At 71.4% G+C, this 14142-nt stretch carries 15 protein-coding genes; 8 read left to right on the forward strand and 7 right to left on the reverse strand.

Features of this window, described 5'->3' with window-relative positions; all coding sequences use genetic code 11:
- Nucleotides 1-14: 14 nt before the first annotated feature.
- Both nth and ACFWYW_RS36455 read left to right on the forward strand, forming a co-directional pair.
- Nucleotides 15-671 (forward strand): endonuclease III, encoded by a 657-nt coding sequence (gene nth, locus ACFWYW_RS36450; protein WP_379611315.1) that lies wholly within the window; start codon nt 15-17, stop codon nt 669-671.
- A gap of 64 nt (nt 672-735) precedes the next feature.
- Nucleotides 736-1386 (forward strand): NUDIX hydrolase, encoded by a 651-nt coding sequence (locus tag ACFWYW_RS36455; RefSeq protein ID WP_379611316.1) that lies wholly within the window; start codon nt 736-738, stop codon nt 1384-1386.
- Here the strand turns inward: ACFWYW_RS36455 and ACFWYW_RS36460 are convergent.
- On the reverse strand, nt 1333-1653 hold the full coding sequence (locus tag ACFWYW_RS36460; protein WP_379611317.1) for a hypothetical protein: 321 nt from the start codon (nt 1651-1653) through the stop codon (nt 1333-1335). The genes ACFWYW_RS36455 and ACFWYW_RS36460 overlap by 54 nt on opposite strands.
- Nucleotides 1654-1734: 81 nt before the next feature.
- Here ACFWYW_RS36460 and ACFWYW_RS36465 point away from each other — a divergent pair, with 81 nt between their 5' ends.
- The gene (locus ACFWYW_RS36465) at nt 1735-2925 is read left to right on the forward strand and encodes a MarP family serine protease (RefSeq protein ID WP_379611318.1); all 1191 of its coding nucleotides are present in this window, start codon (nt 1735-1737) and stop codon (nt 2923-2925) included.
- Nucleotides 2926-2930: 5 nt separating this feature from the next.
- On the opposite strand, the gene ACFWYW_RS36470 is transcribed toward ACFWYW_RS36465, so the two are convergent.
- From ACFWYW_RS36470 to acs, 6 genes are all read right to left on the reverse strand, one after another.
- Nucleotides 2931-3545, reverse strand: coding sequence for a pentapeptide repeat-containing protein (locus tag ACFWYW_RS36470; protein WP_379611319.1), 615 nt, complete (start codon nt 3543-3545; stop codon nt 2931-2933).
- 20 nt (nt 3546-3565) lie between these two features.
- Entirely contained in the window at nt 3566-4012 is a 447-nt protein-coding gene (locus ACFWYW_RS36475) for a DUF309 domain-containing protein (RefSeq protein WP_379611321.1), read from the reverse strand.
- On the reverse strand, nt 4009-4923 hold the full coding sequence (locus ACFWYW_RS36480; protein ID WP_379611322.1) for an alpha/beta fold hydrolase: 915 nt from the start codon (nt 4921-4923) through the stop codon (nt 4009-4011). The genes ACFWYW_RS36475 and ACFWYW_RS36480 overlap by 4 nt, the downstream gene beginning before the upstream one ends.
- Complete coding sequence (locus ACFWYW_RS36485) at nt 4913-5362, reverse strand: phage holin family protein (protein WP_379611323.1); 450 nt, start codon at nt 5360-5362, stop codon at nt 4913-4915. The genes ACFWYW_RS36480 and ACFWYW_RS36485 overlap by 11 nt, the downstream gene beginning before the upstream one ends.
- Nucleotides 5363-5393: 31 nt before the next feature.
- On the reverse strand, nt 5394-6620 hold the full coding sequence (nhaA, locus tag ACFWYW_RS36490; RefSeq protein ID WP_379611324.1) for a Na+/H+ antiporter NhaA: 1227 nt from the start codon (nt 6618-6620) through the stop codon (nt 5394-5396).
- 145 nt (nt 6621-6765) lie between these two features.
- Nucleotides 6766-8739, reverse strand: a complete 1974-nt coding sequence (gene acs / locus ACFWYW_RS36495) for an acetate--CoA ligase (RefSeq protein ID WP_379611325.1) — start codon at nt 8737-8739, stop codon at nt 6766-6768.
- A 239-nt stretch (nt 8740-8978) separates the two neighbouring features.
- Between acs and ACFWYW_RS36500 the strand changes: the two genes are divergently transcribed.
- The 5 genes from ACFWYW_RS36500 to ACFWYW_RS36520 all read left to right on the forward strand — a co-directional run bounded on the left by ACFWYW_RS36500 (nt 8979) and on the right by ACFWYW_RS36520 (nt 14046).
- Nucleotides 8979-9695: an oxidoreductase gene (locus tag ACFWYW_RS36500; protein WP_379611326.1), complete on the forward strand. Its 717-nt coding sequence runs from the start codon at nt 8979-8981 to the stop codon at nt 9693-9695.
- Between the two features lie 675 nt (nt 9696-10370).
- A complete protein-coding gene (gene ssd, locus ACFWYW_RS36505) occupies nt 10371-11414 on the forward strand; it encodes a septum site-determining protein Ssd (protein WP_379611327.1) in 1044 nt (347 codons plus the stop codon).
- Entirely contained in the window at nt 11414-12565 is a 1152-nt protein-coding gene (locus ACFWYW_RS36510) for a TadA family conjugal transfer-associated ATPase (protein ID WP_379611329.1), read from the forward strand. The genes ssd and ACFWYW_RS36510 overlap by 1 nt, the downstream gene beginning before the upstream one ends.
- Complete coding sequence (locus ACFWYW_RS36515) at nt 12562-13269, forward strand: type II secretion system F family protein (RefSeq protein ID WP_379611330.1); 708 nt, start codon at nt 12562-12564, stop codon at nt 13267-13269. The genes ACFWYW_RS36510 and ACFWYW_RS36515 overlap by 4 nt, the downstream gene beginning before the upstream one ends.
- Nucleotides 13270-13281: 12 nt before the next feature.
- Nucleotides 13282-14046: a type II secretion system F family protein gene (locus ACFWYW_RS36520; protein ID WP_379611331.1), complete on the forward strand. Its 765-nt coding sequence runs from the start codon at nt 13282-13284 to the stop codon at nt 14044-14046.
- The last annotated feature ends 96 nt before the right edge of the window (nt 14047-14142 follow it).

Raw genomic sequence — 14142 nt, forward strand, 5'->3', positions numbered from 1 at the left:
GCAGGGCGCGCCGGATGAATCGCATACTGGCGGAAACCTACCCCGACGCCCACTGCGAGCTCGACTTCGGTAACCCGCTAGAGCTGCTGGTCGCGACGATCCTCTCGGCGCAGTGTACGGACAAAAGGGTCAACATGGTTACTCCAACCCTTTTCGCGAAATATCCGACAGTCCAGGATTACGCGGCCGCCGACCGCGCCGAGATGGAAACGATCATCAAGTCGACCGGCTTCTTCCGGGCCAAGACCAACTCGATCATCGGCATGGCCCAGGCCGTCTGCGACCGCTACCGAGGCGAGGTCCCCGGCAAGCTCAAAGACCTCGTCACCCTGCCCGGCGTGGGCCGCAAGACCGCCAACGTGGTCCTCGGCAACGCGTTCGGCGTCCCGGGCCTGACCGTCGACACCCACTTCCAGCGCCTGGTACGCCGCTTCGGCTGGACCGAGGAGACCGACCCGGTCAAGATCGAGCACGTCGTCGGGGAACTCCTTCCCAAGCGGGAATGGACCATCTTCTCCCACCGGGTCATCTGGCACGGCCGCCGGATCTGCCACGCCCGCAAGCCCGCCTGCGGCGTGTGCCCGCTGGCCGCTCTCTGTCCCGCGTACGGCACCGGCCCCACGGAGGAGAAGGCCGCCCAGAAACTCGTCAGACCCGGCCCGTTCTCCTGATCCCGAACGATCTCGAACGATCCCGGTGGGAAGCTGCGAGGGCTCGATCGCGTTGGAGGTGTTCGTGACGCAGGTGCCCGACTGGCTCGACCAACTGGCGGCGAAAGCCGTACGCACACAACCTCCCCGAGACATGCACCCGCCCGCCAACGGCGCGGGCCGGCGGGCGGCGGTGCTGATGCTGTTCGGCGAGGGCCCCCTGGGGCCCGACGTGCTGCTGATCCAGCGCAGCTCGCGCGGACGCAGGCACGCCGGTCAGCCCGCCTTCCCCGGCGGCGGCGTCGACCCGGAGGACGGCGGCCCGGTGCGGGCGGCGCTCAGGGAGGCCGAGGAGGAGACCGGACTGATGCCCCAAGGGGTGACGGTCGTGTGCACGATGCCCGAGGTGTACATCTGGCGCAGCGACAACCGCGTCACCCCCGTCCTGGGCTGGTGGCACGCGCCGTCGGCGGTGCACGCGGCGGCCCCCGACGAGGTGGAGTCGGTGGAGCGGGTGCCGGTCGCGGAGCTTGTGGACCCGGGCAACCGGGTGACGTTGCGCCATCCGGGCGGCTACGCGGGCCCGGCGTTCAGGGTGCGGGGGATGCTGGTGTGGGGCTTCACCGCGAGCCTGCTGGACGGGGTGCTGGGGATGAGCGGGTTCGCGCGGCCGTGGGATGCGTCAGTGACCGAAGACCTGCCGCCCGAGGCCGTCAAGCTGGCCCGCCGAGGTTAGGGCGGCGTGCCGTACACCGGGATCGTCGTCGCCGACGGCCAGGTAGCGCAGGATCGGCAGCGACCGGAGCCTGAACGCGCTCAGGTCGGCCATGATGTGCACCCCCAGCAGCCGCTCAGCCGCGCTCTCCGCCGCGCACAGGCGTCTGGCCAGGGTGAAGGACTCTGAGTCCCCACGCGCTCGCAGCGCGCTGATCGCGCGCTTTCTGACGGGTCCGGCAGGGTCGGGGTCGGTCAGGGCCGCCTCGACGATCTCGCGCACGCTCACGCCGTCACGCTAGCCCGGAGGGTAAGCCCGTCCTGGCCGAAGGCGTGCACACTTGACCCTGTTGCTGGTTACCTTTGAAGCGTGCGCGGTGATCTGCTTGACCTCATCTTGATCGGCCTCGTGATCGCCTTCGGGATCTCGGGTTACCGGCAGGGCTTCATCATCGGCGTCATGAGCTTCGTGGGGTTCGTGGGCGGGGCGGTGCTCGGGGTGTTCATCGCGCCGCCGATCTCCAAGGCCGTGGTCAGCGGCCCGACCGAGCAGGCGCTGCTCGCCATCGTGATCGTCTTCCTGACGGCGACGATCGGCCAGTTCGCCTCCTCGACGATCGGCGCCGTCGTCCGCTCGCACGTCACCTGGGAGCCGGCGAAGCTGGCCGACGCGGTGGGCGGCACGTTCGCCAGCGCGCTGTCGGTGCTGGTCATCGCGTGGCTGATCGGCTCGCTGATCGTCTCGACCTCGTTCACGCCGCTGGTCACCCAGGTCAAGGACTCGCTGCTGCTGACCACGGTCGACGACGCGATCCCGCAGGCCGCGCGCAACTGGCAGCAGCCGTTCAAGCAGTTCATCGACAACTCCGAGTTCCCGCCGGTGTTCGACGCGATCGGCGGCGACCAGCTGGTCAACGTCGCGCCGCCCGACGTCAGCGTGCTGCAGGGCGGGAAACTCAAGAAGGCCCGCGCGTCGATCGTCAAGGTCCAGGGCAACGCCGAGAGCTGCAACAAGCACATCGAGGGCACCGGCTTCGTCTACGAACCCGAACGGATCATGACCAACGCGCACGTGGTCGCCGGCGTCACCCGCGACCTGGAGGTCATCGACCAGGGCGGCAACAAGCACGTGGCGACCGTGGTCCGCTACAACCCGCAGCGCGACATCGCGATCCTGCATGTGCCCGGCCTCAACCTGCCCAACCTGGAGTTCGACGGCACGGCCAGGAGCGGCGAGAGCGCGATCATCGCCGGCTACCCCAAGGGCAAGGGCTTCACCGCAGAGCCGGCCCGCATCCGCAGCAAGATCCCCGCCAAGGGCCCCGACATCTACCGCAGCATGAACGTCACCCGGCAGGTCTACCAGATCCGCGGCAAGGTGCTGCCCGGCAACTCCGGCGGCCCGCTGCTCACCGTCGACGGCAAGGTCTTCGGCGTGATCTTCGCCGCGGCCATCAGCCAGGAGGAGACCGGGTACGTCCTGACCGCCGACGAGGTCCGCCCCGACGCGTCGGCCGGACGCGCCGACGTCAGCCCGGCCAGCACCCAGCGCTGCGACTAGCGGAGTCAGCGCACGTCGAAGCCCAGCGCGGCGGCCACGACCGTCGCCTGGAAGGAGTCGATGATCGCCTTCTTGACCGTGGTGACCTGCGGGTCGAGCGCGGTCAGGTCACTGCCGCGCAGGTCGCAGGCGGTCAGGTCGGCGCTGTGCAGCCAGGCGCCCGACAGGTCGCTGCGCAGGATCTCGGCCTTCTCCAGCCGCGCCCCCGTCAGGTCGGCCTCGCGCAACCGCACCCCGTGGAAGGCGCTGCCGCGCAGGTCGGCGCCGGGCAGGCCGACGAACGACCAGTCGCCGCCCTCAACCTTGAGCAGCCCGTAGCTGCAGCCGTCGAACATGCTGCCGGTGAACTTGCACGCCCGGAACGTGGCGTCGAAGAACGAGCACCGCCTGAACGTGCAGTTGACGAAGCTGGAGTCGTCGTGCTCGGAGACGTTGAAGCGCACCTGCGAGAACGTGCACTCCTCGAACGCCGAGCCGCGGTTGATCATCTCGGTCATGTCGACGTCGACGAACAGCACGCGGCGGAACGTCTCATGGTCGAGGTCGCGGCCGTCCCACTCGCCTGACCTGATCGCGGACTCGGTGGGCGGGGCGGGCACCCCGTGCTTGCGTTCGGCCATGCCGTCAGGCTAGCCGCGGGCTATGACAGTTCGAGCTCGCGCAGGATCAGGGCGATGGCGGCGCTCGCGTCGCTGTCCTCGCCGAAGCCCGTCGCCGCCCTGCCCACCTGGTCGTACGGCGGGCCGTACCCCTGGATGCGGGCGGCGCCGCGGCTGAAGAGGGTCAGGGCCCCGCGCCCGTTGCCCCGTTGCAGGTGGGTGAGGCCGACGCAGATCTGCGCCAGGCCCTGCCACAGCTCGCGCTCCTCGTCGGGGGCGCACTTCCAGCGGCCCTCGAACACCTCGTGCGCGTGGAAGGGCTTGTCCTCGGCCAGGAACCGGCGGCCGTCGTCGAGCGCCTGCTCGGTGGTGGGCGCGTAGTCGTCGGGGACGCGTGGGACCCCGGCCGTGCCGTACGGCAGGGGACGGCCGAACTCGTCGCGGGGGCGCGCGTTGCGCGGCCTGCCCTCGCTGTCGCGGTCTCTCATCGATCAGGCTCCGGGTCGGCTAGCCACCCGAGCAGCTCTGCGTCGAACTTCTCGGGGGTCTCCTCGTGGGGGAAGTGCCCCGCACCCTCGATCAGCCTCCAGCGGTACGGCGCGGCGACGTAGCGGCCGGAGCCCTGCGCGGTGCGCGGCAGGACACAGGTGTCGAGCAGGCCGTGCAGTTGCAGGGTCGGCGACTCGACTGCGGTGCGCATGGCCCTGGCGTAGCGCATGCCGTCGGGCCGCAGCTGGGAGCGGCCGAACCAGCGGTGGTACTCCAGGGCGAGGTGGGCCACCGCCGGGATGCGGAAGGCCTCGCGGTAGGTGCGGCCGGTCTCCTCGTCGGGCCAGCCGGGCCGCGACCAGGCGTCCAGCAGGTGGCCCACGAGAGCGCCCTCGTGGGCGACGAGCCGCCGCTCGGGCAGGATCGGCAGCTGGAAGCGCAGGGCGTGGCGGTTGGCCCTGAACTGGCCGGGGGTGAGCAGCATGCGGCGCAGGCGGCGCGGGTGCGGCGCGCCCACGGTGACCAGCCTGCTGACGCTCTTGGGGTCCATGACGGCCATGGTCCAGGCCATCAGGCCGCCCCAGTCGTGGCCGACGACGATCGCGCGGGTCTCGCCGAGCGCCCTGATCAGGCCGGTGGCGTCGCCGGCCAGGGTGGGCAGGTCGTAGCCGCGCGGCGGCTTGTCGCTGCCGCCGTAGCCGCGCAGGTCGACCGCGACCGCCCGGTAGCCCGCCTCGGCCAGGGAGACGAGCTGGCGCCGCCAGGTCCACCAGAACTGCGGGAAGCCGTGCAGCAGCAGGACGAGCGGCCCCTCACCGGCCTCCACGACGTGGAAGCGGGTGCCGCCGGCGTGTACGCCGCGGTGTGTCCAGGGTCCCTCGATCTGGACGAACGCCTCGTCAGGTGCCATCTGGCTTCACCGGCTCGCGATGTGCGCCGGCGACGCCCGCGGTCGGCACCAGGTCGTCGCCGGGGTCGGCGATCTCCTTGAGTCCCTTGATCGAGCGCGCGGTGCGCTTCATTCCGGCCAGCCCCTTGAGCCTGCGCATGCCGATGAACACCAGCAGCCCCGCGGCCAGCAGGTAGAAGACGGTCACGATGAGGAAGGCGGCCCACGTCGGCAGCCATTGGTCCAGCACGTACGCGATCGTGAACGAGATCAGGATCAGGCACAGGTGGGCCATGAACGCCGCGGCGGCGAACAGGCCCGCGGCCGTGCCGACGCGTTTGGCGTCGAACCTCAGCTCGGCCTTGGCCAGCTCGATCTCCGAGCGGACCAGCGTGGAGATCTGCTGGCTCGCCTGGGCGACGAGAGAGCCCAGGGATTCCTCTTCCGTGCTCTGCTGCATGAACGTCTCCTATCGGGGCCTGGTGGCCATGTCAAACATCATCCAGCGCCCTGCGGCGATTGCGTACCCGGAGGTGGAGAAGCACCGCGGCCAGAACCGAGGCGATGAGACTGGCCGCGAGGATCCCCGTGGTGACGGCGTCGGCGCGCTGCGGATCGTGTCCGTAGGCGAGGCCGCCGATGAGCAGCGACACCGTGAACCCGATCCCGGCCAGCAGTGACACCGCCGCCATGTCCCGCCAGTGCAGCTCTTCCGACAGTCTCGCCAGGCCGAGCCGTACCGACAGCCAGGCGCCGCCGAAGACCCCGAGGAACTTGCCGAGCACGAGACCCGCCACCACCCCCAGAACTACCCGATCGGAGAAGATACCGCTCATGCTTGCGGAGTTGAGTTGCACCCCCGCCGACAGAAAGGCAAAGACCGGAACGGCGAAGCCCGCAGAAAGCGGCCGGATGTGGTGGTCGGCGGCCTCCGACGGCGAGCGTTCCTCGGAGTCGTCCGCCCACACGCGCGTGAGCAGACCCAGCGCCACGCCGGCGACGGTCGCGTGCACGCCGCTGACCTCGACGAAGTACCACGCCAGCAGGGCCAGCGGCAGGTAGATCCATACCCCCTTGACCCGCTTGTACTGCAGGAACCCGTACAGGCAGATCAGCGCGACCCCGGCCGCCAGCATGATCAGGTCGAGGTTCTCCGTGTAGAAGATCGCGATGATGGAGATCGCGCCGAGGTCGTCGACGACGGCGCTGGTCAGCAGGAACGCCCGCAGGGCCGCGGGCATCGCGCTGGCGGTGACGGCGAGGACGGCCAGGGCGAAGGCGATATCGGTCGCGGTGGGGATCGCCCATCCTCGCCCTGCCTCGGGCGCACCCCAGCTGACCAGCAGGAAGATGGCCGCCGGGACGATCATGCCGGCGATGGCCGCGATGATCGGCAGGGCCGCCTTGCGCAGGTTGCTGAGCTCGCCGTGGACGAACTCCTCCTTGACCTCCAGCCCGGCCACGAAGAAGAAGATGGTCAGCAGGCCGTTCTGGGCCCATTTGACGAGTTCGAGATCGAGGTGGAGCGCCGCCGGTCCGATCTTGGTGTCGCGGAGGGCGGCGTAGCTCTCGTAGGAGACGTTGGCCCAGATCAGCGCGGCCACGGTGGCCACGAGCATGATGATGCCGCCGATCGTCTCTGCGCGCAGCGCTTCGGCGAGCGTGCGGGCGTAGCGGACGGTGGGCCGGAACGGCCAGACCTCGGCGGCGCGGCGCAAGGTGGTTCCCCCTCGGGAGTGGCGGTTTTGGGGTCGGTTCCCCCTGTCGCCGACCAGACTTCCCGGCACACCCGTGATAAATGTACCTGCAAGCATGAGGAAGGCCCCCATCGGGACCGATGGGGGCCTTCCTCTACCTCGGTGCTCAGTCCTCGCTCTTGGCGGAGGGCAGCTTCTCCGAGATGAGGTTCATCACCGTGCTGTCGGCCAGCGTGGTCACGTCGCCTACGCTGCGGTTCTCCGCCACGTCGCGCAGCAGGCGGCGCATGATCTTGCCGGAGCGGGTCTTGGGCAGCTCGGGCACGACCAGGATCTGGCGCGGCTTGGCGATCGGGCCGAGGGTCTTGGCCACGTGGTTGCGCAGTTCGGTGGCGATGTCCGCGCCCTCCTCCGCGGTGCCGCGCAGGATGACGAACGAGACGATCGCCTGGCCGGTCACCGGGTCGGTGGCGCCCACGACCGCCGCCTCGGCCACCTTCGGGTGGCTGACCAGGGCCGACTCCACCTCGGTGGTGGAGATGTTGTGGCCGGACACGAGCATGACGTCGTCGACCCGGCCGAGCAGCCAGATGTCGCCGTCCTCGTCGCGCTTGGCGCCGTCGCCGGCGAAGTACATTCCGGGGAAGCGCGACCAGTAGGTGTCGATGTAGCGCTGGTCGTCACCCCAGATCGTGCGCAGCATCGACGGCCACGGCTCGCGGACGGCCAGGTAGCCGCCGCCTCCGTTGGGCACGCTCTGGCCCTGGTCGTCGACCACGTCGGCGACGATTCCCGGCAGCGGGCGCATCGCCGCGCCCGGCTTCGCGCTGGTCACGCCGGGGAGCGGGCTGATCATGACCGCGCCGGTCTCCGTCTGCCACCACGTGTCCACGACGGGGGTACGGCCGGCGCCGATGTGCTCCCGATACCAGACGTAGGCCTCGGGGTTGATCGGCTCGCCCACGGAGCCGAGGACGCGCAGGGACGACATGTCGAACTTCGCGGGGATGTCGTCGCCCCACTTCATGAACGTCCGGATCGCGGTGGGCGCGGTGTAGAGGATCGTGATCTTGTACTTCTGCACGATCTCCCAGAACCTGCCGCGGTGCGGGGTGTCGGGGGTGCCCTCGTAGATGACGCTGGTGGCGCCGTTGGCCAGCGGGCCGTACACGATGTAGGAGTGCCCGGTCACCCAGCCGATGTCGGCGGTGCACCAGTAGATGTCGGTCTCGGGCTTGAGGTCGAAGACCGCGTTGTGGGTCCAGGACGTCTGGGTGAGGTAGCCGCCGGTGGTGTGCAGGATGCCCTTCGGCTTCCCGGTGGTGCCGCTGGTGTAGAGGATGAACAGCGGGTCCTCGGCGTCGTGCGGCTCGGGGGTGTGCCGGTCGCTCTGGCGCTCGACGATGTCGGCCCAGAAGACATCCCGGTCGTACGTGGAAATTTCTTGATTTGTCCGGCGGACGACGAGCACGTGCTCGATCTGCGGGCACTGGTCCACGGCCTCGTCCACGGTCGGCTTGAGCGCGGACGGCGCGCCCCTGCGGTAGCCGCCGTCGGCGGTGATCACGAGCTTGGCGTCGGCGTCGTCGATGCGGCTCTTGAGCGCGCTGGCCGAGAAGCCGCCGAAGACCACCGAGTGGATCGCGCCGATGCGGGCGCAGGCCAGCATCGCGATCGGCAGCTCGGGGATCATCGGCATGTAGATCGCCACGCGGTCACCCTTGGCGACACCCAGCTCCTGGAGCGCGTTGGCGGTCTTGTTGACCTCCCGCTGCAGGTCCGCATAGGTGAGGGTACGGCTGTCGCCCTCAGGCTCGCCCTCCCAGTGGTAGGCGACCTTGTCACCCCGCCCGGCCTCCACGTGGCGGTCGACGCAGTTGTAGGCGATGTTCAGCCGGCCGCCGGTGAACCATTTCGCGAACGGCGGGTTCCACTCCAACGTGGTGTCCCAGCGCTTGGCCCAGGTCAGACGGTCTGCGGCGCGCTCCCAAAACCCGAGACGGTCGGCCGCCGCCTCGTCGTACGCGTCGGCGGTCACGTTCGCGGCCGCGGCCAGGTCGGCGGGTGGTGCGAACCTGCGGTTCTCCTGCAGCAGGTTCGACAGCGCCTGGGGCTCGGTGCCAGGGGTTTCCGGGGCCACCTGAGTGCTCCTTCTATGGCCAGATTGGTTAGGTCGTGTCCCACTTCACCAGGTGGCGGGCGGCTCAAGCAAGAGGTCTAGACAGGTCCGTACCGGCCGTGGCGCTTATCCCTGGTCATTACAGTCGCTATTGAATCGTTGTCATCTTGAAAGCAGAGAATGATGGAACGGGCCAAATTGTCGGGGTTTATGGGCCCCCTCAGCCGCTCCGCGAGTTACCCACAGGTAAGGTCGGACGCGTGAGTGACCCTCTGGCCGCAGTCGCGAAGCTTCCCGGCGTTCCCGAGGCCGTCGACGAGGCCCGTGAAGCCGTCGACCGGCTTTACCGGCATCGAGTGCTGCGCCGGGCCCGTCCCGCGGTGTCCACCGAGTCGTCCCTCCGTGGCGCGCGGGCCTCGGCCGCCCTGGAGGGCGTGGACGTCACGCTGGACGCGCTGCGCCGCGACGAGGTGTCCGACCCGCTCGTGCAGGGCGCGCTGCGGGCCTCGGTGGAGGTCGGCAGGCTGGGCCCGACCTGGCGCAAGGCTCCCCGGCAGGTCATGGCCCGTCTCCACTCGGTGGCCGCGGCCGGTCTCGTCGGCCCCGACGCGCTCGGGCGGCCGTCGGCGGGAGGACCGCGGCTGGACGCCCTCTTCGGCCTGCTGGAGACGCCCACCAAGGCTCCGGCCCTGGTCCTGGCCGCCATCGTGCACGCGGAGCTGGCGGTCCTGCGGCCGTTCGGCAGCGCGGACGGGATCGTGGCGCGCGCCGCGGAACGGCTCACGCTGGTGGAGTTCGGCCTGGACCCGAAGTCGATCGTCGCCGTCGAGGTGGGGCACCTTGAGCAGGACTACGAGGCCGGGCTGAAGGCGTACGTGGACGGTGGGGTGGCCGAGTGGGTACGCCACTGTGCCGCCGCGGTAAGCCTCGGGGTCCGGGAGACCACGGCGATCTGCGAGGCCATGCAACGCGGCTGAACATAGCTGACGGCGCCTCGCTTGTGAGACGCCGTCTGCCGTGCATCACACCGGGTTACCAAGCGTGCACCTCAATTCGTCGGATCGGGTCAAGCCCGTCTCGACGCGCCTCCCGCGGCTGGTCGCGCGTGGGTACCCGGCTGACGCACCCGGACAAGTGGTCCGTGTCCCCTTTCTACGTCGGATTCGCCCTGATGGGAACCCCTGGGACCAAGACCTTTACTGCGGCGTGGGGCATCGGTCCGATCTCTGCCGGCCGTACGGGCGGGGTCCGCGGGGTGACCTTCCCGTGACGATCACGCTGAGTGATCTCCTTTATGTGATCGTTAGCTTCCGAGGAAAAAACTTAGCGAAAATGCGAGATTGCTCCTCGACGAAACTCGAGTCGATCGGGCAGCATACGGTGGTATCTCCCGAAACTGGAGCGACTGTGCATGGGTTTGCATTGCAAGTCCCTTGCCATGCTCTGGTTAAGTGTTGAAAGCTTTCTTCTGAAACGGGACCGGCTCTACCCCCCCGGAGCCGGACCGATCAGGCGACCCCCGCTCTCCCCCCCGGCGGGGGTCGCCCCTTTTCCACAGTCGGCGGCCCCATCCACAGAACCCCGCTCGGCTCCTCGCGCGGCCCGCGCCTCCCCGCATGGTTGTCCTCCCAACCCGCCCCGGGAGGCATCCGATGCACCGTCCCCTGGTCATCACCGAGGACCAAAACCTCCTCGACGACCTCGTCCGCGTGGCCGCCGCGGCCGGAACGCAGCTCGACGTCGCCCACAACCCGGCCGTCGCCCGGCCGTACTGGGGGATCGCCCCGGTGGTCGTGGTCGGCGACGACCTGGCGGGGAAGGTGGCGGAAACCGCCCCGCCCGCGCGCGAACGCGTCTTCCTGGCCGCCCGCGAACCCGCCGACCCCGGAGCCTGGCGGCGCTGCGTGGAAGTGGGAGCCCAGGCCGTCATGGACCTCCCGGGTGACGAACGCCGCCTGGTGGAGGAGTTCGCCGAGGCCCTGGAGCCCGCCTCCCGCGCGGGCGTGGTGGCCTGCGTGGTCGGGGGCCGCGGCGGCGCCGGCGCCAGCGTCCTGGCCGCCTGCCTGGCCCTGAAGGCCTCGGCCGACCGCCTCGCCACCCTCCTCGTCGACGCCGACCGGCTCGGCGGCGGCATCGACGCGCTGCTGGGCCGCGAGGAGGCCCCGGGCGCCCGCTGGAGCGACCTGCTGGCCAGAGAGGGCCGCATCAACGCCGGCGCCCTCTCCGCCGCCCTGCCCGCCTTCGGTGACCTGGCCCTGCTGAGCTTCGGCAGAGGACGGGCCGCCCCGGTCCCGCCGGCCGCCGTGCGCGCGGTGCTCGAAGCGGGGCGGCGCGGCTTCGACCTCGTCGTGGTCGACCTGCCCCGCCACCTCGACCCCGCCGCCGCGGAAGCCCTGGCCAGGGCCGACACCACGTTCGCCGTCGCCCCGGCCGACGTGCGCGGCGTCCTGGCCACCGCCCAGGTCGTGCACGACGTGGCCGAGCACACCGCCGACATCAGGGCCGTGGTCCGGCCGGGCGCCCTCGACGAGCGGGCCGTGGCCCACAGCCTCGACCTCCCGCTCGCCGGCACCCTCCCCGACCATCCGAGGCTCTCGGCCACGCTCAACCGCGGCGAACTCCCGCGCCTGGGCCCCCGCACCGCCCTGGGCGGCCTGTGCGCCACGCTCGTCCACACGCTCGCCCAGGACCGCTGATGGAGTCACCGCCCGCCGACCTCGTCGAGGCCGTGCGCGCCAGGCTGGCGCGCACGGGTGTCGAGCCGAGCGCCGCCCAGGTCGCGCTCGCGTTGCGCGCCGAGAAGTCCGTGTACGGCGACGCCGAGATCCTGGCCGTCGCCCGCGCCCTGTGCGCCGACCTGATCGGCGCGGGGCCGCTGGAGCCCCTGCTGGCCGCGCCCGACGTCACCGACGTCCTGGTCAACGGGCCCCGCGAGGTCTGGGTCGACGACGGCAGGGGGCTGCGCCGCACCCAAGTGGCCTTCGCCGACGACGCCGCCGTGCGCAGGCTGGCCCAGCGCCTGGCCGCCGCCGCGGGCCGCCGGCTGGACGACGCCTGCCCTTACGTGGACGCCCGGCTGGCGGGCGGCGTACGCCTGCATGCCGTGCTGCCGCCCATCGCCTCCGGCGGCACGTGCGTCTCGCTGCGCCTGCCGCCGCGGCAGACGTACACGATGGACGCCCTGGTCCGCGCGGGCACGCTGGCCCCGGAGGCGGCCGCGATCCTGCGCCGCATGGTCGCCGCCCGGCTGGCCTTCCTGGTCACCGGCGGCACCGGCACCGGCAAGACCACGCTCCTGTCCGCGCTGCTGTCACTCGCCGATCCCGGCGAACGCCTGCTGCTGGTCGAAGACTCCGCCGAACTGCGTCCGGAACACCCGCACGTGGTGCGGCTGGAGTCGCGCCCGGCCAACCTGGAGGGCGCGGGCGGAATAGGCCTGCGCGATCTCGTACGGCAGGCGCTGCGCATGCGGCCGGATCGCGTGGTGGTGGGCGAGGTCAGGGGCGCCGAGGTCGTCGATCTGCTGGCGGCGCTCAACACGGGGCACGAGGGCGGCTGCGGCACGCTCCACGCGAACGCGGCGGCCGACGTGCCCGCGCGGCTGGAGGCGCTGGGGTGCGCGGCCGGACTGAGCAGGGAGGCCGTCCACAGCCAGCTCGCGGCCGCGCTCGACATGGTCGTGCACCTGGCCAGGAGCCGCGCCGACGGGCGGCGGCGGGTGGCGGAGATCTGCCTGCTGGACCGGACGCCGTCCGGACTGGTGGAGGCACGGACGGCCATGACGTTCCACGAGGCCGGGGTCGTGCGGCTCGGACCCGCTTACGGGCGTCTTGAGGAGGCGTTGTGAACGCCCTTGTCGTGGCCGCCATCGCGGTCGGCGGGTTCGTCTGGGTGTGGAGCGGGTTCCGGCACGCCGCCGAGGTCCGGCTGGCGCGGGTTCTGGGGCGGGGGTCCGGGAGCCGGCTTCGGTGGGCGTGGATCACGCGGCTGGTCCGGCGGCGGCGGCCGGTGGCCGACGAGTGGCATCGGGCCTCCATCGAGCTTTGCCACGCCCTGTCGGCCGAGCTGGTGGCGGGCCGTACGGCGGGGGAGGCGCTGGCGCGGGCCATCGCCTCGGTGGACGTCCCCGGCGACCTGCGCGAGGTGACGGCCGCGGCACGGGACGGCGGTGACGTCGCCGCCGCCCTGGTCGCCGCCGCGCCCGAACAGGGCGGTGAGGGGTTGCGGCGGCTGGCGGCCTGCTGGAGCGTCGGGGTCGGCGTGGGCGCCGGGATGGCGGCGCTGGTGGAGCGGGTGGCTCACGCGCTACGCGCCGCTCAGGCGCACCGGCAGGATGTGGCCGCCCAACTGGCCGGGCCGCGGACCACCGCCCGGTTGCTGGCCGGGCTGCCCGTGCTGGGAGTGGGGATGGCGGCCGCGATGGGGATGCGTCCGCTGGACTTCCTGTTCGGCGGGGTGCCGGGGCTGGCCTGCCTGGGGGCGGGGGTCCTGCTCGACCTCGGCGGCCTGTGGTGGACCGGCCGCATGGCCAGGGCCGCGCTCGACTCTTGAGGGAGCTGATCCATGTACGTTCTGGCCGCTGTGTGTGCTGCCCTGGCCGTCTGGGTCTGGGTGCCTCCGGACACGGCCGCTCGCCGGTTGTCGCGCCTGCGCCCGCCCGGCGACGGCGCGGCGCGTGACCCCGCTGAGGAGGTGCCTCGCTGGCTTGGATCCACGGCCACGTGGCCGCCCGATCGGCGCACGCTCGTCTGCGCCGCCTGCGCCGGGCTCGTGACCGGGCTGGCGGTCGGGGGTGTGGTGGGTGTCGTCGCCGGGGTCGTCGCGGGTTTGGGGGCCGGCTGGGCACTGCATCGGCAGGAACCTCCGGCTGCCCGCCTCGAACGCCGGCGGATCGCGGCCGACCTTCCCTTCGCCGTGGATCTGATGGCCGCCTGTCTGCTGGCGGGCCAGCCGGTCAGCGCCGCTACGGAGACCGCGGCCGGGGCCGTACCCGGGCCGTTGGCGGCTCGCCTGCTGTGGGTGAGCACGCAGCTGCGCCTGGGGGCGGACGCGGAGTCCACCTGGGGCCATCTGGCCCGCGATCCTGCCACCGCTCATCTGGCCCGTGCCATGACCCGGGCCGCCCTCAGCGGTGCGCCGGTGGCCGACGTACTCACCCGGCTGGCCGATGATGCCCGGGAGGCGGCTCGCGCCGCGTCGCTGGCCGCCGCGCGCAGGGTGGCGGTGAAGGCGGTGGCGCCGCTGGGGCTGTGCTTCCTGCCCGCCTTCGTCCTGCTGGGCGTCGTGCCGATCATCGCCGGCCTCGCGTCCACGATCGTCCTGCCCTGATCGTTGTCCACAGCTGTGCACATCCTGCGGGCGACAATCCCCAGAACCTCGTTCGGCCGATCGCCGCCCGCCCCCGCTCGGCGACTCTTGGACTCC

It is taken from the genome of Nonomuraea sp. NPDC059023 (genome assembly GCF_042740095.1).
Taxonomy (GTDB): domain Bacteria; phylum Actinomycetota; class Actinomycetes; order Streptosporangiales; family Streptosporangiaceae; genus Nonomuraea.